The organism is Chryseolinea sp. T2 (assembly GCF_037203685.1).
Lineage (GTDB): Bacteria > Bacteroidota > Bacteroidia > Cytophagales > Cyclobacteriaceae > Chryseolinea.
The window spans coordinates 779,138-798,876 of sequence record NZ_JBBCAU010000001.1; the positions used below are offsets into that span (position 1 = coordinate 779,138).

General features: G+C 48.0%; 15 protein-coding genes. 6 read left to right on the forward strand and 9 right to left on the reverse strand.

Going from position 1 to position 19,739, the window contains the following annotated elements; genetic code table 11:
- Nucleotide 1 precedes the first annotated feature (1 nt).
- From WBG78_RS03325 to WBG78_RS03345, 5 genes are all read right to left on the reverse strand, one after another.
- Complete coding sequence (locus WBG78_RS03325; protein ID WP_337324946.1) at nt 2-655, reverse strand: methyltransferase domain-containing protein; 654 nt, start codon at nt 653-655, stop codon at nt 2-4.
- Between the two features lie 109 nt (nt 656-764).
- The gene (locus WBG78_RS03330; RefSeq protein WP_337324947.1) at nt 765-2,582 is read right to left on the reverse strand and encodes an aromatic amino acid hydroxylase; all 1,818 of its coding nucleotides are present in this window, start codon (nt 2,580-2,582) and stop codon (nt 765-767) included.
- A gap of 131 nt (nt 2,583-2,713) precedes the next feature.
- Nucleotides 2,714-4,000, reverse strand: coding sequence for a fumarylacetoacetase (gene fahA / locus WBG78_RS03335; RefSeq protein ID WP_337324948.1), 1,287 nt, complete (start codon nt 3,998-4,000; stop codon nt 2,714-2,716).
- Nucleotides 4,001-4,002: 2 nt separating this feature from the next.
- The gene (gene hppD, locus WBG78_RS03340; protein ID WP_337324949.1) at nt 4,003-5,139 is read right to left on the reverse strand and encodes a 4-hydroxyphenylpyruvate dioxygenase; all 1,137 of its coding nucleotides are present in this window, start codon (nt 5,137-5,139) and stop codon (nt 4,003-4,005) included.
- A 43-nt stretch (nt 5,140-5,182) separates the two neighbouring features.
- Nucleotides 5,183-6,343, reverse strand: a complete 1,161-nt coding sequence (locus tag WBG78_RS03345; protein WP_337324950.1) for a homogentisate 1,2-dioxygenase — start codon at nt 6,341-6,343, stop codon at nt 5,183-5,185.
- 250 nt (nt 6,344-6,593) lie between these two features.
- Here WBG78_RS03345 and WBG78_RS03350 point away from each other — a divergent pair, with 250 nt between their 5' ends.
- Nucleotides 6,594-7,298 (forward strand): DNA alkylation repair protein, encoded by a 705-nt coding sequence (locus WBG78_RS03350; protein WP_337324951.1) that lies wholly within the window; start codon nt 6,594-6,596, stop codon nt 7,296-7,298.
- Nucleotides 7,299-7,394: 96 nt separating this feature from the next.
- Here the strand turns inward: WBG78_RS03350 and WBG78_RS03355 are convergent, their stop codons facing one another.
- On the reverse strand, nt 7,395-9,824 hold the full coding sequence (locus WBG78_RS03355; protein ID WP_337324952.1) for an ABC transporter permease: 2,430 nt from the start codon (nt 9,822-9,824) through the stop codon (nt 7,395-7,397).
- A gap of 271 nt (nt 9,825-10,095) precedes the next feature.
- Here WBG78_RS03355 and WBG78_RS03360 point away from each other — a divergent pair, with 271 nt between their 5' ends.
- Together WBG78_RS03360 and WBG78_RS03365 are read left to right on the forward strand one after the other, a co-directional pair.
- A complete protein-coding gene (locus tag WBG78_RS03360; RefSeq protein ID WP_337324953.1) occupies nt 10,096-10,659 on the forward strand; it encodes a Crp/Fnr family transcriptional regulator in 564 nt (187 codons plus the stop codon).
- A 139-nt stretch (nt 10,660-10,798) separates the two neighbouring features.
- The gene (locus WBG78_RS03365; RefSeq protein ID WP_337324954.1) at nt 10,799-12,844 is read left to right on the forward strand and encodes a PAS domain-containing sensor histidine kinase; all 2,046 of its coding nucleotides are present in this window, start codon (nt 10,799-10,801) and stop codon (nt 12,842-12,844) included.
- Between the two features lie 27 nt (nt 12,845-12,871).
- Here WBG78_RS03365 and WBG78_RS03370 read toward each other — a convergent pair whose 3' ends face one another.
- Entirely contained in the window at nt 12,872-13,837 is a 966-nt protein-coding gene (locus WBG78_RS03370; protein WP_337324955.1) for a GlxA family transcriptional regulator, read from the reverse strand.
- 153 nt (nt 13,838-13,990) lie between these two features.
- Between WBG78_RS03370 and WBG78_RS03375 the strand changes: the two genes are divergently transcribed.
- Both WBG78_RS03375 and WBG78_RS03380 read left to right on the forward strand, forming a co-directional pair.
- A complete protein-coding gene (locus WBG78_RS03375) occupies nt 13,991-14,320 on the forward strand; it encodes a VOC family protein (RefSeq protein WP_337324956.1) in 330 nt (109 codons plus the stop codon).
- A 116-nt stretch (nt 14,321-14,436) separates the two neighbouring features.
- Nucleotides 14,437-16,335, forward strand: coding sequence for a sigma-54 interaction domain-containing protein (locus WBG78_RS03380; protein WP_337324957.1), 1,899 nt, complete (start codon nt 14,437-14,439; stop codon nt 16,333-16,335).
- 130 nt (nt 16,336-16,465) lie between these two features.
- Here WBG78_RS03380 and WBG78_RS03385 read toward each other — a convergent pair whose 3' ends face one another.
- On the reverse strand, nt 16,466-17,773 hold the full coding sequence (locus WBG78_RS03385; protein WP_337324958.1) for a hypothetical protein: 1,308 nt from the start codon (nt 17,771-17,773) through the stop codon (nt 16,466-16,468).
- 63 nt (nt 17,774-17,836) lie between these two features.
- Nucleotides 17,837-17,992: a hypothetical protein gene (locus WBG78_RS03390; protein WP_337324959.1), complete on the reverse strand. Its 156-nt coding sequence runs from the start codon at nt 17,990-17,992 to the stop codon at nt 17,837-17,839.
- A 691-nt stretch (nt 17,993-18,683) separates the two neighbouring features.
- On the opposite strand from WBG78_RS03390, the gene WBG78_RS03395 reads away from it, so the two are divergent.
- On the forward strand, nt 18,684-19,667 hold the full coding sequence (locus tag WBG78_RS03395) for a GlxA family transcriptional regulator (RefSeq protein ID WP_337324960.1): 984 nt from the start codon (nt 18,684-18,686) through the stop codon (nt 19,665-19,667).
- Nucleotides 19,668-19,739 lie beyond the last annotated feature (72 nt).

Consider the following 19,739-nt stretch of genomic DNA (forward strand, 5'->3'; position numbering starts at 1 on the left):
TTTAAGGTGCCATCTGAGATTCCCGCGTCTTTTGATTGAATAAGCACTTCTCCCAAAGCAGCAGGTGACCATCACTACTTGATTCAACCTGCCTATAATCGTTGGGTATGAAAGAAGGTGATGTGTAATACGTTGCCAGTCGCGTGCCTTCCGGCATTTCCGATAATTGACTTCTGGTGTAGGATGAATAACTCGCAAACAGTGAAGGACTCACCAACACTGTATCATCTATACGCTCTCCCGCTTTGACGTTCTCATAGAAAGGATTGAAAAGATAGAATGCGTCAAATTCTTTTAGGGCAATGCCCATCACGTTAGTGTGAATGAAGCGTACGTTTTGAATGTGAAGTTTTCGGGCGATGGAATTGGATAAGTTGACAAGATCCTCGCGTTGTTCGATACCTGCAAAAACTCCTTTTGTTGAAGCAGCACCGACGAAGCAAAACTTACCCGCCCCTGATCCAATATCAAGAACGCGTGTGGCAGGCCTGCTCACCAGAAAGGATGCGGCTGTCTTCGCCACATTAAGAGGAGTGAAGTGTTGCTCCGATATTCGTCGGATGTTTCTCGGATAGATCCGATCAAACTCTTCATCGGTTCCCTCAATGTGTAATGCGATCTGCTTTGCCGATGATTTGAACAGCGCCCGTAACATAGTAGAATGCTTCCGATGGAATCGCTTAATTTTTGTTCGAACTTTCCTTAAGTCAGATACGCAAGATCGCGCGTTTTATATATGATCACCAGGCCGTTGGAACAATTCTTCACCGTTTAACCTTCACCTTATCTCCATCGAGTAGGGCCAGTCCGTTCTGAATTAATTGAGTCAACCGATTTTCTTCTGAGGCTTTATGTTCAAGATAGGCTTTTATATCATGTGCAGTCTCTGACCCAGGGCGATGCATTTCCAGAAGTTCCAATACCTCCAGCGACAGCAGCCAGTCGTTCCTGAACTCCCGTTTAAGGATATTAAAGATTTCAATTAGCCGATCACCCTGAACTGTGGTTTCACGCATTGCCCGAACTTCGCTATATAGCTTTTGAAGACGTACCGATGCATCGCTGTGGATAATCTTGTGCATCTTTTCACGGGGAACTGAGACGAGAGGCTCGAAGGCATCAATGTCGGCAGCACCAGCGAACGCCGAAATGATGGATGAACCAACGGCCATGCTGTATGCAGACTTCTTTATCAGCACCTTACCCTGATACTGAACCTTCGCCTCCCTGAATAGGATCATCATTAACGCACCCTTGTCGTTTCGGATAAACATACTCACCAACCCCTCTACTACAATTCCGCTCTGGAAGCGAATGTTTGCCTGCGTATTAATTTCAATGCCGGCTGCCCTGAGGGCACTGTCATTAAGACTTTCAAGATCAACGTACTCATCTAATGCCTCCACAGATAGCACTGGCGTCGCGCCCGTGCTACCGGAAGTACTACGGGCATCGCGAACCATGATCTTCCCAACAGGCGATGCAAATCCCACTGTTAACTGATCTTTGCCAAACCCTGGCAGCTCTTCATCATTGTAGGATAGAGCAGACACCCCTTCACTTCTTATAAATACCGGAGCATTGTCCACGACAATGACATCACGTATCGTTCCGGTTAACTGCAGTCCCGAACTAAATACGAGGGTACTGGTTTGCTGTGATTCAATGGCCCTTTGCACTCCTGTTAATCCGCCCTGCTTCCAGGCCATCCGTTGTTTGAACTCTTCCAGTACCTTCATCAAATGTTTGAAATCCGGAGTAACGAACAGTTGAGGCTGCGGTTTAGTGATGTCGTAGTTGCAGTTCATCGCATCCAGCGTGTAAGGAAGTTTCTTTACATCGTCTTTCAGACAACTGATCGCTTCACCAATGGACGACAATAAACCGGCACCATAGAGTTTGAAGTCCGTTAATGATCCAATGAGACCATATTCGACCGTCCACCAATGCAGGTTTCGGATCTGGGCCATCTCCGAGGGCTCGCCCATGTTTTGCTGAATACGTTCAATGTCACGTTCGGCAGCGATAACCTCGTCATCTTTTGTAGCTGGGTCCTCCTTGATTATGGACAGGTGACGGATTGCCTCATATAACTCAACATCCTTCGCCGATGAAAACGCCTTTGCTCCAGCCTCCCCGATGGCGCAGAGATATTCGGCGAATTCGGGAACGGCAAGAATAGGAGCGTGTCCTGCTGATTCATGAATGATATCCGGTGCAGGTGTGTATTCGATGTGTTCAATGGTGCGGATGTCAGCAGCAATAACCAGTACGTTGTACTGAGTGAACTCCATGAATGCGCCTGGAGGTATGAATCCATCGACGGCTACAGCCGCCCATCCGATCTCTTTTAATATGCGATTCATTCCATACATAGTTGGAATGCGATCGATCTCTACACCCGTCACTTCCAGGCCATGTAAATACGAAGCGTGCGCAATCTTCCTTAGATGCTTACAATTGCGCCTCATGACGTACCGCCACACGGCCTGATCGATTGGTGTGTATGCATTGTATGGCTGGTCCACAACAAACTGCAACAGATGTTTCGGCAGCTTACTGGTCACTTCATTCAGTTCCATAAATTCCTTTTTCAATCCGTCACTATAAGTCCACCACTTACTTGAACGTCCGTACAGTTCCCACCACACTTAACGAAACGCACTCACGGTTCCACTGTCCTTGACTGAACGCACTTACGGTTCCACCACACTTAACGAAACGCACTCACGGTTCCTGTCACTTCACCAAACCCAACCCGGATGTGTTCCTTCTGCCCGTGCGCCCTCATGATCACCGTATCTCCGTCGAGAAGAAAAGTCCGGATGGAACCATCATGGAGTTGAATAGGTGTCTGTCCGTTTCGCGTTAATTCCATGAGGCATCCGCTGGCATTTTCTTCCGGACCACTAATCGTCCCCGATGCCATCAGGTCTCCAATTCTAACATTGCAACCCGTAATAGTATGATGTGCCAGCTGCTGTGCCGAGTTCCAGTACATATGCCGGAAGTTGCCTGTGGATAAATGCCTTGATGCGCCCTGGCCTGTACGTAATTCAACATCCAGTCTTATATCATAATTTAATTCGCCCTCCGTTTGCAGATAGGGCAGCAGTTGTACTTCCGGCTCAGGACCCCGGACCCGGAAAGGTGCCATCGCCTCAGTGGTTACGATCCATGGCGATACCGACGACATAAAGTTCTTCGAGAGAAAGGGACCAAGAGGAGCATATTCCCAGCTTTGAATGTCGCGGGCAGACCAGTCGTTGAAAAGAAGAAAGCCGAAAATGTACTCCTCCGCTTTGCCTATCGGAATGGGTTCCCCCACATCGGAATTCCTACCTATGACAAACGCCATTTCAAGCTCGTAGTCCAGCCGCTCCGTTGGACCAAACACGGGTGATGAATCGGTTGGCAGTCTTTTGAACTGACCAGATGGTCTGATCACCGGAGTTCCTGAAATAACAATCGACGATACCCTTCCATGGTAGGCCACAGGCAGGTGTCTCCAGTTTGGAAGCAATGGATTATTTGGATCTCTTAGCAATGATCCAATATTGCTCGCATGCTCCTTGCTGGAGTAGAAATCAGTGTAGTCACCAATAGTCAGCGGCATTTGCATGGACACTGTCTGCATCGGAATCAATGCTTTTGACACGATGTCCTGCCTGGATTTTAATTCAACATTGTCCTCCGACAACAGTTCAATTAGGCGGGTTCTGATTTTGTTTGTACGCTCCTTTCCCAGAGCGATGAGGTTGTTCAGCGTACCACTTCCGAAAACTTCTTTCGGAATACCGGCTTCGTCAAAATAACCTGCGCCGGATATTACGCTAAGGTCAATAACGAAGTTCCCGATGGCGCTGCAGCATTTCGAAGTACCATCTTGCGCCCGAAATACACCAAACGGAATGTTGAATATGGTGAAGTCACAATCTCGCGGCACATCAATCCATGATGTCCGCTGACCAACTGAAGTAATATCGACCCTGCCCGGCATCCTTATAACGTACCCCGTATCTCCTGCTCGCGTTCGATAGCTTCGAACAAAGCTTTGAAATTGCCCTTGCCGAATGATTTTGCTCCCTTCCTCTGAATGATCTCAAAGAACAGCGTCGGACGGTCTTCAACTGGCTTTGTGAAGATCTGCAAAAGGTATCCCTCTTCGTCACGATCAACCAGTATGTTTAACTCTTTCAGTGGCTTAATGTCCTCATCAATTTTGCCTACGCGCTCCATCAGTGACTCGTAATAGTTTGAAGGAATGGTCAGGAACTCTACGCCGCGCGTCCTAAGTTCTGATACGGTTTTAAGAATGTCATTTGTGGCAATGGCAATATGCTGAACACCCGCTCCCTGGTAGAAGTCGAGGTATTCATCGACCTGAGACCGTTTCTTCCCCTGCGCAGGTTCATTGATGGGGAACTTGATGTACTCGTTCCTGTTCGATACCACCTTCGACATCAATGCCGTATATTCCGTTGAGATGTCGTTGTCGTCGAACGTGATGAGAAGTTTAAAACCCATCACGTCTTCATAGAATTTTACCCACTTGTTCATATCCCCGAGCTCCACATTACCCACACAGTGATCAACGTATTGAAGTCCGATGGGTGAAGTTTTAAAAGTGCTTGATGAGGCCATGTATCCCGGAAGGAAAGGTCCATTGTAGTTCGTTCTCTCAACAAAGGTGTGCACGGTGTCACCATAGGTTCTGATCGATGCCGTGACCACTTCCCCATATTCGTCTTTTATGCGTTTGGGCTTTGCCGCGGAGATCGCACCGCGTCTGATCGTCTCATCATAGGCCTTCGTGGCATCGTCAACCCACAATGCCAGCACTTTCACTCCGTCACCATGGCGCTGTACATGTCCAGCGATATCGCCGTCGGGATTTAACGCTGTAGTGAGCACAAGACGAACCTTGCCCTGCTGCAATACATAGGAGGCAAAATCGCGATTCCCCGTTTCCGGTCCGGAATATGCAACGCGATCAAATCCAAAGGCGTGTTGATAATAATGCGCCGATTGCTTCGCATTGCCCACATACAATTCAATGTAGTCCGTTCCCTTCAGAGGCAGAAAATCATCACCCGAATCCCTGTGCACTTCCTGCAAAGTTGACATGTCTCTTGTCATAACGAATTTGATTTATTGGTTTCCCGGAAGCCCGGGAATTGTTTCATTGCGATAACCACGACTTATAGTATTTCCCGTCATCGACCCGTAGCGCATCCGTGGTAGGCATAAGCGGATGAAACGTATCGATCATGACAGCCAGTTCTTTCGTCTCCTTCTTTCCGATACTCCTTTCCATCGCACCGGGATGAGGTCCATGCGGTATGCCTCCGGGATGCAAAGTGATCTGTCCGGGACCAATGTCATTGCGACTCATGAAATCTCCATCTACATAATAGATCACCTCATCCGAATCGATGTTGCTGTGATTATATGGAGCGGGAATGGAACGCGGATGATAATCGTACAGTCGCGGACAAAATGAACAGACAACAAAATTATGTCCTTCGAAAGTCTGATGGACTGGCGGCGGCTGGTGTACCCTTCCCGTTATCGGTTCAAAGTTGTGAATGGAGAATCCATAAGGGTAGTTAAAACCATCCCATCCGATAACGTCAAACGGATGGGTTGCGTATACATAGTGGTAGAGATTGTTCTGCTTTTTGATCTTCATCACAAACTCACCGCGTTCATCATGTGTTTCGAGGTCCTGCGGAAGGATAAGGTCGCGCTCACAATAAGGTGCGTGCTCCAGCAGCTGACCAAATTCGTTTCTATAACGTTTCGGTGTGTAGATGGGACTGAAAGACTCCGCATAAAGAATGCGGTTGTCTTCTGCGTCGAACTCAATCTGATAAATCATTCCACGGGGAATGATAAGGTAGTCACCGTACTGAAAAGGTATAGTCCCCACGAACGTTTTAAGCTTACCTGATCCGCGATGAATAAAGAGTAACTCGTCAGCGCTCGCATTCTTATAGAAATAAGACGTCATCGATTTTCGCGGGGCCGCAACACCAATATGGATATCGTTGTTGACCAGGAGTGGAGCTCGTGATTTAAGAAAGTCATCCTGAGGGGCAATGTCGAACGCCAGCAGCTTGCGGCTGAAGAGACTCTTTTGCTCCGCTATCTGAGGTGACAGATCGATCACCTCTTTGACCTGCTTCACTTCTGTGGGGCGATGTGTGTGATACAACAGCGACGACATGCCATGAAAGCCTTCTGTTCCGAACAGCTGCTCATAGTAATAACCGCCATTCGGCTTCTCGAAAATCGTATGCCGCTTCGACGGCTTCTTACCCAAAGAGTGATACACTGGCATACCTCAAAGATAGCAATGCAAACGTTTTCAGTGAAGGGTTTTTGGCTTTTTGTAACCAACGGAAAGGGGGTTGTGCGGCACGGAAGTGGTTCGGATTCTCTATCACTTTGCCTACCTTCCGAATAGAAATTAAGAATTAAGAATTAAGAATTATGAATTGGCTATCACGACCTGCGGTCGTGGCCGTCAATCAGCCGCAGGCTGGCTGCTAATTCTTAACTCTTAATTCTTAATTCTTAATTCTCACTCTATGACAGCTAAGGATTTCATCGAAACGCTCACGCTCTTTAAGAAAGAGTCCGAGCTGGACAAAGTCGACCGTTTCTACCGAGGATCAGATCGGACGGTCAAAGCTCTGGGAGTAAAATTCGGAGACGTGTTCTCAACAGCAAAGGAATTCAGCGCATTGCCGTTGAGCGAATTGGCTAAGCTGATGAAAAGCAAATATTACGAAGTGCGCATGGGAGCATTGAGCATACTCGATTTCAAGGCACGTAACAAGAAGCTAACCGAATCGGAAAAGAAAGCGCTCTTCGATTTCTACATCGATCATCACGATGAGATCGACAACTGGGACTACGTTGATCGCGCGGCACCACATGTCATCGGCGAATATCTGCTCGATAAGAAGCGGGACATCTTATACAAACTGGCAAAGGCCAATGATCCATGGAGAAGGCGTACGTCGATCGTGAGCACCCACGCGTTTATTAAAAGAGGCGACGTAAGCGATACTTTTAAGATTGCTGAAATGCTTGTTGACGATAAGGATGAATACGTTAACAAAGCAGTAGGCAGCTGGGTGCGGGAAGCAGGCAAGAAGGCGCCAAAAGAACTTTCCGCATTCCTGGACAAGCATGCAACGCATATGCCATCCGTTACATTGCGATATGCAATCGAAAAGCTTGACGCCGGTCGGCGAAAGCATTACCTCGGACTTCGAAACGGAAAGTGAAAAAAGCACTTCGATAATATGGTGTGCACGTATGGAAGCGAAGGCCGCTTCCATACAAGCAGGAAAGATATAGATGCCGCGGAAAGGGCACCCCGCCTAAAGCTGTTCACGTATCGTATCCACAGGATTCGTCCGGGCAGCAGATAACGCCTGCGATCCTATTGCCAAAAGACCAAGAGTAAGCAGGAGGGCCACAGACATCAATATTATCTCCCAGCCGAACGGAGCGCGCGTAGGAAAGATCTGCAGCCAGGCATTGTTCACAAACCAGCTTAACGGACCGCCTATGCAAACCGCGATGCCCAGTATCCAGAGAAACTCTTTCGAAAGCAAAATAACCAGAGACCGTTGCCCGGCACCCAATACTCTTCGGATCCCGACTTCTTTCCGCCGCTTACCTACAGTATAAACCGCCATGCCCAGCATGCCCATACAGGCTATCGTCACAGCAATGAGAGCAAGAAACCGAACGATCGATACAACATCATAGATGCCGGCGTGTGTAGAATCCAACTCATCTTCGTAGTACTGATACTTAAACGGATGCAGCGGATCGATTTGTTTCCATGTGCGTTCAAGCTTTGACAGGACCTCTTTCTCGCTTTCAGCTTCAATGCGGACATTGGCATAGCTGAACAGATGCGGAAGATTTTGGATGAACAAGGGATCGAGTGGATCGCCTCCGATAGGAAGCTTAACCCAGAAGTCTTGCACTACACCTACAACCTGGAACGGCTCGCGGTCCCATGTTTGAACTACCGTCGATCCGACGGCATCGGCCGCATTTGCAAAGCCCAGCCGGTGCGCACCTGTTTCATTTAGCAATATGTATCGGCTGATAGAATCAGCAGAAGGCGGGAGCTTCGTGCCTGCAATCAATTTCAATCCCAGATTGTCAATCACCCCTTCACTTGCTGCAAGATGCCGAAAGCCAATAGGATCGCCACCCTTAGGATTATCAAGTTCCATTCCGCTGGTACGACCTGTTGCAGGCACATACTGCGATCCCGACACTGCGCTTACCCCCGACGTTGCTTCGAATGCCTGTGACACCCGATCGAAGGCGTTGCCCTGCAGTTCAACATTTACAATGCCCTTTGCCTGGAATCCGTATCTGAAGTTCATGAAATACTTGTATTGCGCATACACCAGGAGTGCTGTAACAATGAAGAACAACGAAATCACAAACTGCATAGCATTGAGAAACTTCCTCATGCCCATCTTGCCGCCCGATGTTGAAACCATATTCTTCAATGCTCTCGTGGGTTGAAACCGCGAGAGATAAATAGCAGGCGAAACTCCACAACCGATGCCAATGAGGAAGGCGAATATTGCAAAGTAACCTATCACGGCGAAGTTCAATTCAGGTGTCAATTCCAGATATCGATTAAGCCATAAGCTTGTAAACGCCGGCAGAATGAAAAACAGAATGCCACAGGCTATAAAGAATGCAAGCGCCGTGGTGATCATGGACTCTGTGAGGAACTGCATGATCAGATCATTTCTGCGGGCACCGGAAACCTTTCGTACACCGATCTCCTTGAGTCGGGTCAGGGATCTTGCAACAGAGAGATTCGCATAGTTAAGGCACGCAGAAATCATAATGATAGCTGCAATGAATCCCAACACGTAAAAGGCCATTGCTGGCAGTTGAAAGCTGGTATGCTGGTTGACTATTATGCCTGGCGTTACCTCCGGCAATGGCTGGGCAAACAAACCAAATCCTTTTAGACTTTCATTCGATCCGAAACGCGATTCGAAAACACTCTGAAGTGCAACGTCAATGTTTTCCTTCGTCTGCCCTTCGGCAGCAAGTACATAAGTGAAAGCTTTGTCCCATCCGTCGCTGTCATTCGATTTCCCGTCGGCAAGCAAAAGTCTCTGCGTTGATTTCGACATCAGTACGTCGAAGCGCAAATGTGACTTCGTTGTTTTCGGGTCGATTACACCAGTAATTGTAAAGCTTCCCCAGGCAACCGGCCTGGAATCTTTCCCCTGCTTCAGATAGTGTAAGCCGCGGTCGTAGAAATTAATTGTCTTACCTAATGCATCGGCGTCCTTGAACAACGCCCGCGCTACGGGTTCTGAAATGATGATCGAGTGAGGTTCATTTAATGCTGTTTGTGAATCGCCCTCGCGTAGCTTAAATCCGAAAACTTTGAAGAAGTTCTCATCACCAAAGAAACCACGCATTTCGACTGCCTTATCTCCCACAACGGCGTCGCCACCAACACCGGTAACCAGACTGGTGCTGGTCTCAATCGTAGCTAATTCGGTCCTCAGAGTCGAGTTTAATGAGGGCGGCGTACTCGCATAGGGCCTATCCGAGTCAGGGCGAACCGATAGAACACGGAAGATCCTCTTCTGTTCCGGGTGAAAATCGTCATACGCAAACTGGTCGGCAAGAAGCATGATCACCAGCAGGCAAACAGACATGGCGATAGCCAGACCGAGAACATTGATTAACGAAAAGAGTTTGTGACGCGAAAGGGTTCGTATCCCTACTTTAACATAATTCGACAACATATTTCTTCACGTATTGTGGTTTCAGGATGATGAGTCTGGTTACAAGGAATTCCTCTAGCAATGCATACCCGGCCGTTAGTCCGATGATGTACCATTGTTGCAGGCGGCTCTCTTCGAACAGCTTACTGGCCCAATCATTAGAGAGCAAATGGCAGTGCGAGGTTTCACCTTCTGACCAATTTATTTTATCCGGGAATATCTGACGAAAGTTTACCAGGTTTTGTGTTGAACTGAAAGTGCCGCCATTGCATCAGGATTTCGAATTTGGGTCATGGACGAGCTACTCAATTACCTGCGACAATTAGAAGTATTTGATCCGGACGCGGAGCGTATTTTGCGAAGTCATGTAAGGGAAGCGGTAATAGGTAGCCACGACATATTGTATGAGCAAGGTCAGATACCCGAGGCAATCGCATTTGTTGCCAGCGGTGCTCTGAGTGTCGGAACTTACAGAGCAGATGGATCCGACGTAATTTCATATTTCATTGTTCCCGGTGATTTCGTAGTTGATGTCAATGACTTCAAAGAACGACGCGCCGTTCGTGGAATCATTCAGGCTGTGGTTGACACAAGAGTTGTATTTTTCACGAAAGAAGGGATAGGTAAACTTTCGGCATCAATTACCTGGTGGGACGAGATGTGGAGGAAAGTCGCCAATCAAACATTAATAGACCGGGTAAGAAAGAGAGCGCCATCATCGAAACCAGATGCGCGCTCCCGATACATCGCTTTTAATGAACAATACCCGGGACTGTTCGACCGAATACCACGACACGTTGTGGCATCATACTTGGATATAAATACAGCTACGCTCAGCCGCGTACGGGAAAAGTAGTAGGCCTGGTCATTTCTGCGTGGCTTTCCTTCTCGCTCTGGAATAGATTGTCACAGTTGTGGACAGCAGTATGTGTTTGTGGTATGTATATCGGTATATTTGATTAAGACCGGCAAATTAAGACATCGGCAAAGTCTGTATGGAGAACGAGTTTGCACCATTGTCCGACAAAAAAGGTAAAGGTATTGTGTTTCGTTCGAAACTACAGGAGGAGCGATTTCAGCAGCTGGTCGCGGAGGTGGAAGACTATGCCATCGTACTTCTGGAAAAGGACGGAACGATAGTATCCTGGAACCAGGGCGCCCAGAAGTTGACAGGCTATGCTGCCAACGAGATGCTCGGACGGAATTTTAGCATGTTTTATTCCCGCGAGGACCGCGACAAGGATCTGCCCGCGCAATTGCTGCGGGATGCCGCAGACAAGAAGCGTGTCTCCTACGAAGGCTGGCGTGTCAGGAAAGACGGCTCAACATTCTGGGGTTCCGTGACCGTCTCAGCACTTCATGACTCTGCAGGAAACCTCAATGGCTTTCTTAAACTCACCAGAGACATCACTGAGCGTAAGGTCGTCGAGGACAATTACAGCAACCATGTAGAAGACCTTCGGCTGAAGAACGAAGCTCTTAAACAGAGCGAAGAGAGGTATCATAAGATGGTTTCGGAAGTCAGAGACTACGCAATCATTATGCTTGATCGCGAGGGCCATATCATGGATTGGAACAAAGGTGCCGAACGGATCAAAGGATACAGTTCTTCTGAAATCATAGGTAAAAGTTTCCGTCTCTTCTATTCGAAAGAGGACAAGGAGGCGCGACTCCCCGACAGGCTTTTACAGGAAGCAGCCGATAGCGGGTCCGTTACTCATGAAGGCTGGCGTATAAAAAAGGATGGATCGCGATTCTGGGGCAGCGTGCTGATCACTGCCCTTCATGACGACCACGGCAAAATTATGGGATTTACGAAGGTAACCCGCGACCTTACTGACAGAAAGATTGCCGAAGACAAGTTGGCTAACTATGCCGACGAACTTAAGTTCAAAAACGCAGAGCTGCGCCGTAGTGAAGAACGATACCATCGCATGATTGCCGAGGTGCAGGACTACGCGATCATTCTGTTGGATGAATCCGGAATCATTCAAAACTGGAACGCCGGTGCAGAAAAGATCAAGGGTTATCGCGCAGCGGAAATAGTTGGCTCCTCATTCGAAATCTTCTATCCTCCGGAAGACAGAATTTCCAGGTTGCCTAAAAGACTCCTGGAGGAGGCAACGACAAACGGCCGTGCCATACATGAAGGCTGGCGCGTTCGAAAGGACGGTTCGCGATTCTGGGGAAATACAGTGATTACAGCTCTGCATGGCGACAACGGAAACATTATCGGTTTCTCTAAAGTAACAAGAGACCTCACCCTGAGAAAGGAAGCCGATGATCAGATCAAACGAAATGCCGTAGAGCTTGAGGACAAGAACCGAAGCCTGCAGCGCCTGAACGAGGAGATTTCATCATTCGCATACGTGGCCAGCCATGATCTCAAGGAGCCGCTTCGTAAGATACAGACATTCGCCAATCGTATTCTCGACGGAGGTGACGGTGACGAAACGCGGCACTTTACGGAAAAAATTCTGACGAGTGCTACAAGAATGAGGCAGTTGATGGATGATCTCCTGTCATACTCCAGGCTTTCCAAGTCCGAATCGCTTACAAAGGATGTTGACCTTAACGAAGTGGTGAAGGCTTCATTAAATGATCTTGAACTAAAGGTTGCCGAGAAGCATGCTCAGATCAATGTTAATCATCTTCCGGTGATTAAGGGGATAGAGTTTCAGCTTCATCAGCTGTTCACTAATCTGCTCACCAATGCATTGAAGTTTTCCAGACCGGGGGTTACACCAGAGATCATCATATCATCAGCGCGCATTCGCGGCAAGGACATACCGCTGGGCCTGGTGAACGGCACATCTGGTTATCATAAGATAACCGTTTCCGACAATGGAATGGGGTTCAATCAGTCAGATGCGGCCCGCATCTTCGACGTATTTCAGCGGTTGCATCAAAGTAAAGAGGTAACGGGGACAGGCATAGGACTGGCAATCGTAAAACGAATAATGGAGAACCACGGAGGCGCCGTTAATGCGATGAGTAACCCCGGCGAAGGTGCGACTTTTCACTTATACTTTCACGCTTAATGTACTTTCACGCTTAATGCGAATCCGTCACATCGCATATTTCTTTCTATAGCCCAGCGGCGACAAATCGGTAAATCTCTTAAACACTTTTCGGAAGGCATCTACGTCGTTATAACCGGTGGCGTAAGTAACCTCATTAATGGTCTTTGAACCCCCTTCAAGAAGTTTTTTTGCGTATTCCACCTTTACCCGTTGCACGTATTCCACGACGGAGTTGCCGGTACACTTTTTAAAACGACGTTCGAATGTTCGCCGACCGATACCCACGGCGTTGCATACCTCATCGACCATAAAGTTTGAAGCTGGACTACTTTCGATGAGCTCCTGTGCCTTCAGAACAACGGAGTCGCCATGCGCCTTTTGCCCTATAAAGATCGTGAATGGATTTTGCGTTTTCCGGTCAAGGTCTATCTCGAACATCTTGGAAGCAAGAATGGCAATGTCTCTTCCCAGATGTTTCTCGAGGACATAAAGCAGCAGATTCAGATACGAATATCCACCTCCGCACGTATACATTCCGTTCTCGTCTGTAATGATATTGTCGTCAACAATCTGAACTTCCGGAAAGCGTATTTCAAATTCATTTCTCGCTGCCCAATGTACGGCGCACCGCTTGTTGTTTAACAGACCCGTGGATGCCAGAAAAAATGATCCAACACAAAGGCAGACTACTTCGGCATGTTGTTCATACTGCGCGATCAGCCAGTCGCGATACTTTCGGTTGCGATCAATTGCTGCACCGAAATCACCGCACAACAACGGCAACACAACAACGTCTGTTTTGCTTATATCGTCAATCGTTTTGTCTGCACGAATGTTATATCGACCACCACCGAGATTCATGTCTGAGTGCAGTCCAACGAGTTCTACCTCATAGAATGATGGCCTTCCCTGGTAACTCATGAAATCGTTTACCCGGGTAAAAATCTGGTGACTGCTATCGATGCTTGTCAAAGTCGCATCGTACAATGTGAGTATGGATACGTGCTTCATTCATCAAAGGAAAGCAAACCAGCTGTCGCGATCAACCTGTAAGATTGTCGGAATCGACAAGGGCCAGGGATGGTGGAGCGATACTACCTTTGAAACATCACGACGTACGACTGTGTATTAATTGCGTGTTTCACATAAGAAGGAATTTGAAATATGAAATCAATTGAAATAGTCATGTTGGCGGTCAAAGACCAACAACGTGCAAAGGAATTTTACCTGAAGCTGGGGTATAAGGTGATTGTAGAGCAACCAATGGGTCAGGGTGAAATATGGCTGCAAATGGGCCTGCCAGGCGATCACACTACGATCTCGTTGGGATCGTTTTCCGCAGTGATCTGCGAAACAGACGACATTCAGAAAACAATCTCCGGACTTAAGGCAAAGGGAATTGACGTTGGAAAGGTTGACGATACACCATGGGGAAAATTCGCCTGGCTTAAGGATCCCGATGGAAACAGTACTTGCCTTCGACAAGCGAAGTAGTACTTCTGAAAGCAAGGTCGCAGCCACCACCGCAGCCGGTCTGACTCGTATTTGGTGACAGCGTTCAGCAAACAATTAGGCCTTAATCATCGTATGGGCCTTACATGAATGCCGTTATGTCTACCTATACCCGTGAAAGATTCAGATCATCTTTCGATACGATCTCCCTTCTAACGGGAGAGGAATACTTTCAGCAGCTCGTGATGCAGATCAGTGACCTGCTCAACGTTGACACAGTTTGGATGGCAGAATATCATCCCGAACAGAACGCCATGTCGACGGTTGCTTTCCTGCACAAGGGTGCCTACATGAATAACATGAGCTATCTGATTGAGGGCACTCCCTGCGAAGCGATAGTTCGTTCGCATGAGACTGTGCATTATCCCCGCGCAATCCGCGATCTGTTTCCAAGTGAGCATAGTATAATGGTAAGGTTCTCAAGCGAAAGCTACGTGGGAGCTTCGTTATGCGATGGCGCAGGATCGGTAGTAGGAAGTGTAGCGATTCTCCATAGTCAACCCGTGATGCTTGATGATGCAATACATTACATGCTGAGCACGATCAAGTCTCGCTCAGAATGTGAACTGGTTCGATTTAAGAGAGAGCGTGAGATTCGTATCCGCGAAAACCAGCTGTTGGGTCTCATTAATGGTGTTCAGGACCTGCTCATCAATTTGAATCAGCGCGGTCAGATCGTCATGGTGAATGCAACGGCCGAATCACAACTGCAGACTGATTCATCGTCGATGATTGGAATGCCGATCGCTGCTTTTCTTTCTGATGCGGGCAAGAGCAATGTCTTAAGTACGATCGAAGAATTGCAAAAAACGGGTCGTCGCTATGGGTGGCTCGAGGGTGATCTGACTTTGTTGCCCCGGGTCGGAGATCCATTTGACGCCGAGGGCACCTTAAGCAGGTATGAACTCAGTACGCAGATTTATTATACGCTGGTGCTGAGAAGAAAGATAGGTAATCAGTCAGGCGATAAGTCGAAGGATCTTATTCATCAGACCGAGCACCTGGGTGAGGAACTCGATGAATTGCAACAATCCTGTCAGCTGATAGGAGAGAGCCAGGTGATGAAGAGGCTTCTTCAAAGTATTTACACGGTAGCTAACACAGATGCCACGGTACTGATCAACGGCGAGACTGGAACCGGCAAAGAGCTCGTTGCACAGCATATTCATCAATCCGGCCATCGGAGGAACAAGCCAATGATTGCCGTTAACTGCGGAGCTATCCCTGCGAACCTCATAGAGAGTGAATTTTTTGGACACGCGAAAGGCGCATTCACTGGCGCCACGTCCGAACGAAAGGGTAGATTTCAATTGGCACATGGAGGTACTATATTTCTGGATGAGATCGGCGAATTGCCTCCCGAACTCCAGGTGAAACTACTGCGCGTGATTCAGGAAGGAGAGTTTGAACCAGTGGGCAGCTCGAAGACTATTAAAGTGGATGTGCGTATTATTGCTGCAACGCACAGAAATCTCTTTCAGCTCAGTTGTGAGAACTTGTTTCGCGAAGACTTGTATTATCGCTTGAATGTCTTTCCGATCGAAGTGCCACCGCTTCGTGAACGACTCGACGATATCGCACTGATAGCACAGAAGTTTATCGACAAACACGCGAAGCGTCTCAACAGATCGTTTGATCGCTTAAATGAATCGCAGCGTAACATTCTTAAGAGTTATCGTTGGCCAGGCAATGTCCGCGAGCTCCAGAATGTGATTGAGCGCGCGGCTATTATGACAAAAGGGGGACAGATTGATCTTTCCGCCCTTAACCGCCAGCTGACACCGCGTACTGAGATAAAGACTGAACAACCCATTTTGACTCGCAAGGAATTTCTGGAGTTTGAGAAGCAGAACATCATTCGCGCGCTCGAGGCTACGAACTGGAAGGTGTCCGGTAAGGACGGCGCCGCTGCTTTGCTTGATATGGTACCGTCGACATTAAGTTCGCGAATTAACGCTCTGGGGATCTCGCTCACACGACGGCCTTCGATGGGTTAGCACAAGATGTCGGGCGATAATTTAATCTTGAAAATGTTTGGAATAGTTTGTTCGAATCAGAACAAATTGATGAGGCTGTCCTGATAAGACAGCCTCATTCTTTTTATGAATAGCCCTTTGTAAATCGTGTTCACGATGCCGATGCCAGCTGCGCACGCGTTCCGGCGATATCACGAATGATGTTGATCATCGATTCAATCCATTCCGGTGTTTGCTTCCACGAAAGCAACGGTATTCGTACACGCATTTTGCCCCGCCAGTATACCAGTCCCACTTCATGCGCGCCTGCCTTGATTAATGATTCACACGTCAGCTTCGCCATTTCATCCACTTCAAAAGCCAGGAGCACAAAACAGGCCTGGCCACCTCCCGATACCTCAACGGGACACTCAGCAAGTTTCTGGGCAATGTAATCCGAGTACACCGTAGTGCGAACGATTCTGGACTGCAGTCCTGATTGACCTAAGGAACGAAGCGACGCCCACAGCGTGGTCATGGCACTGTCCCGGTTTTGTAACATTGGATTGACGCCCTGATGTTTATGCATCTGTTTGCAGGCGAGTATTCCCAACTCTTCAGGACTCTCAAACCACATGTTTGTGTCCGTCACCCACGAGTCAGCATGATGATAGCCGGAGAACAAACCTCTCTTATTCGCCGACAGATTCATCCACAATGTTACCGGCGCATCAACGTGCACCCACGCTCCCCTGCTTTTGGCAAATTGAATGACAGCGTCGTTTTCAATGGCGCCTGTAATTGGATGCATTGCCTGCAGGTAGAGAATGGTACGCTCATGTATCGCTGGAAGTTTGTCCATGTCGATGGTGCCATCATCCAGCGTTGGAGCATAGGAGATATTGCTTCGTCCGAACCCCGCGAGCGACAAAGCAGCTTGCGCATGATCACTCAACGCGGAGCTCGCTACGATGGAGATTGATGGAGCGTTAAACATGCCGCGCGCAGCAGTGTCCCAATGCATTTGCTCCAGTAGCGCATCGCGCGCAATCGCTATCGCGCGAAAGTTGGCGGTGAGCCGGTCCGGCAGAAAGTGGAATGATGATTCAGCGTCAACAGGGAGCAGTTGCCTGAGCCACCGGCCCGTTGCTGATTTAATTCTTGCAAGGACATCACGGTTGCTCAACATCTGAGATCGCAGTCGGAGGTTCCAGGAAGATATCAGCCAGTTGGTTGCCAAAGCCGGAGTCACCGTTTCGGCCATGCAGAGGGCAAACTCGCCAAGTTGCTCATGCGTATAGCCAGCCTGTTGATGCAGAAGGTCAAGGGTTTGCATTGGGTCGGCTCCGTTTGCCGACAAGGATTCCTCTTCGAATTTAAATCGCGACAGTGGTGTCGTGCTTTGGGAGGTTGTGCTCCCCAGAAAATCTATTGCTTTAACTGCGCTGGAAAGCAGAAGTTGTTTTTCGATGTAGTTCATTGTAATGGGTATGTATAATGTTTTAAATGTCTGTTTTGATGATGCATCGCCTTGCGTTGCTCATTACCTCGGGGTGATCGTCGTCGCTATCATTTGCTGTATGGATATGTCGTCGGTCAGCAGGATGAACAGGAGAATGATCAGTCCTACAATTACGCCCGACACCAAAAGCACCGATCGATGATCCGCCAGGGATTTTTGGTTTGCCTGATCTTTCATCTGATTATTTCGTCTTTGGCTGTCTCATTACATGGCGAATGCCAGCAACTAAACGATTGATTTTCATATTGTTAGAAGGCAAATGGATTTACGAGATTTCATAAATCCTGAATATTCGTAAGGCCGGATTCTGGAATTTCGCAATGCCTGAGACGGGTTTCTGCGATACGCGCTCTGGAACAGGCGCGATTCCGACGTTGATTTACTGCCGGAGCAAAATGGACTCTACCCAATACATATCCAATTAAATCCACTATATATCCAATATGCATCCAATATGCATCGGGTATGTACCCATGATCCACCGGGCTTCAGAGCCTGCCTGATATCCGGCTTTTGCATTTTCGTCTCAGAATTCGCTGATAACCGATTGCTGGAATATTAAAACATAGCAAAGCATCGTTCATTATTAAGTATCCGTAAAAACAAGTATGGAAAGATTCATTGGTAGCAAAGTATCCATAACGCGACAGCTACCCGGAACGAATGCACCGTTCAGAGCGTTCAACTATATGCAATAGTGTAATAATTATTGGCGTATGCGAGTACATGACTATTACGTATTGTTTTAAAAAGTAAGTGACTATGATGTCCTTCCATATGGTTTGGTCCAATTCAATCAACAATTAAAAAGCCTGTCCCGCTTCAGGCGGGGCCTGTCCCGCAGCAGGCGGTATCAACAAATCAACCAATGAAAAACGTAGTTGTACTTGTCCCCAATTGCCGTGTGAATCTCAACAGTATTGCCGGCGCATATGAAATACTCTCCAGTGCCAATGAATTTTGGCAGCGGGCAGGCAACAGCTCACGGATAACAGTCCAGATCGCTGGAAGTATACCGGAGGTCAGCATGGACGACGGATACTTTACTATCCGCCCCACTCCTTTGAACAAGGTCAGGAAATCTGACCTGGTGATCATCCCTTCGATTTTCGCCGACTATACCGAAGCTATCGAAAAGAACAGGTCGATGATCACCTGGATCCATGATCAATACAACGGAGGAGCTGAAGTTGCAAGCATGTGTTCCGGCGCGTTCTTGCTCGCCGCAACGGGACTACTGGACGGAAAATTATGCTCAACACACTGGAATGCCATTGAAGAATTCAAACGCATGTTTCCAAAGGTGAGGATTGCGGAAGACAAGATCATCACCGCGGAGTCCGGTATTTATACAAACGGTGGAGGATACTCCTTTCTTAACCTCATGTTGTATCTGGTGGAGCACATCTTCGACAGACCTACTGCCATATTTTGTTCGAAGATCTTTCAGATCGACATTGAACGTACCACACAATCTCAGTTTAGTATCTTCCACATTCAGAAGAGCCATGGCGACGAATTGATAACGAAGGCGCAGACATACATAGAGAGTAACATCCACGCGAAGATTTCTTTCGAGGAACTCGCTTCATCGCTGGCCATCAGCCGGAGGAATTTTGATCGCCGCTTTGTCAAGGCGACCGGCAATACTCCAGTTGAATATCTTCAGCGCGTAAAAGTTGAGGCCGCTAAGAAGGAGCTCGAAAAGGGGCGTAAAGCGATTTTCGAAATTATGACTGATGTTGGATACGCCGACGATAAAGCATTCCGCGAAGTGTTCAGAAGGGTGACGGGGCTGTCGCCGCTCGATTACAGAAACAAGTACAACCGGAACACCGCAGTGTTGAACTGACTCTGAACTGTCGCACTAAAGAGATGCGTCGATTGCATGACATTGCTACACCGACATGAATATCGGCCGAAA

Excerpts from the sequence above, each read along its gene's own strand:
- WBG78_RS03325 (WP_337324946.1), bottom strand. The coding sequence starts at position 655 with ATGTTACGGGCGCTGTTCAAATCATCGGCAAAGCAGATCGCATTACAC.
- fahA (WP_337324948.1), bottom strand. The coding sequence starts at position 4,000 with ATGCCGGGCAGGGTCGATATTACTTCAGTTGGTCAGCGGACATCATGG.
- WBG78_RS03330 (WP_337324947.1), bottom strand. The coding sequence starts at position 2,582 with ATGGAACTGAATGAAGTGACCAGTAAGCTGCCGAAACATCTGTTGCAG.
- WBG78_RS03360 (WP_337324953.1), top strand. The coding sequence starts at position 10,096 with ATGGACGAGCTACTCAATTACCTGCGACAATTAGAAGTATTTGATCCG.
- WBG78_RS03395 (WP_337324960.1), top strand. The coding sequence starts at position 18,684 with ATGAAAAACGTAGTTGTACTTGTCCCCAATTGCCGTGTGAATCTCAAC.
- WBG78_RS03375 (WP_337324956.1), top strand. The coding sequence starts at position 13,991 with ATGAAATCAATTGAAATAGTCATGTTGGCGGTCAAAGACCAACAACGT.
- WBG78_RS03345 (WP_337324950.1), bottom strand. The coding sequence starts at position 6,343 with ATGCCAGTGTATCACTCTTTGGGTAAGAAGCCGTCGAAGCGGCATACG.
- hppD (WP_337324949.1), bottom strand. The coding sequence starts at position 5,139 with ATGACAAGAGACATGTCAACTTTGCAGGAAGTGCACAGGGATTCGGGT.
- WBG78_RS03350 (WP_337324951.1), top strand. The coding sequence starts at position 6,594 with ATGACAGCTAAGGATTTCATCGAAACGCTCACGCTCTTTAAGAAAGAG.
- WBG78_RS03365 (WP_337324954.1), top strand. The coding sequence starts at position 10,799 with ATGGAGAACGAGTTTGCACCATTGTCCGACAAAAAAGGTAAAGGTATT.
- WBG78_RS03380 (WP_337324957.1), top strand. The coding sequence starts at position 14,437 with ATGTCTACCTATACCCGTGAAAGATTCAGATCATCTTTCGATACGATC.
- WBG78_RS03390 (WP_337324959.1), bottom strand. The coding sequence starts at position 17,992 with ATGAAAGATCAGGCAAACCAAAAATCCCTGGCGGATCATCGATCGGTG.
- WBG78_RS03385 (WP_337324958.1), bottom strand. The coding sequence starts at position 17,773 with ATGAACTACATCGAAAAACAACTTCTGCTTTCCAGCGCAGTTAAAGCA.
- WBG78_RS03370 (WP_337324955.1), bottom strand. The coding sequence starts at position 13,837 with ATGAAGCACGTATCCATACTCACATTGTACGATGCGACTTTGACAAGC.
- WBG78_RS03355 (WP_337324952.1), bottom strand. The coding sequence starts at position 9,824 with ATGTTGTCGAATTATGTTAAAGTAGGGATACGAACCCTTTCGCGTCAC.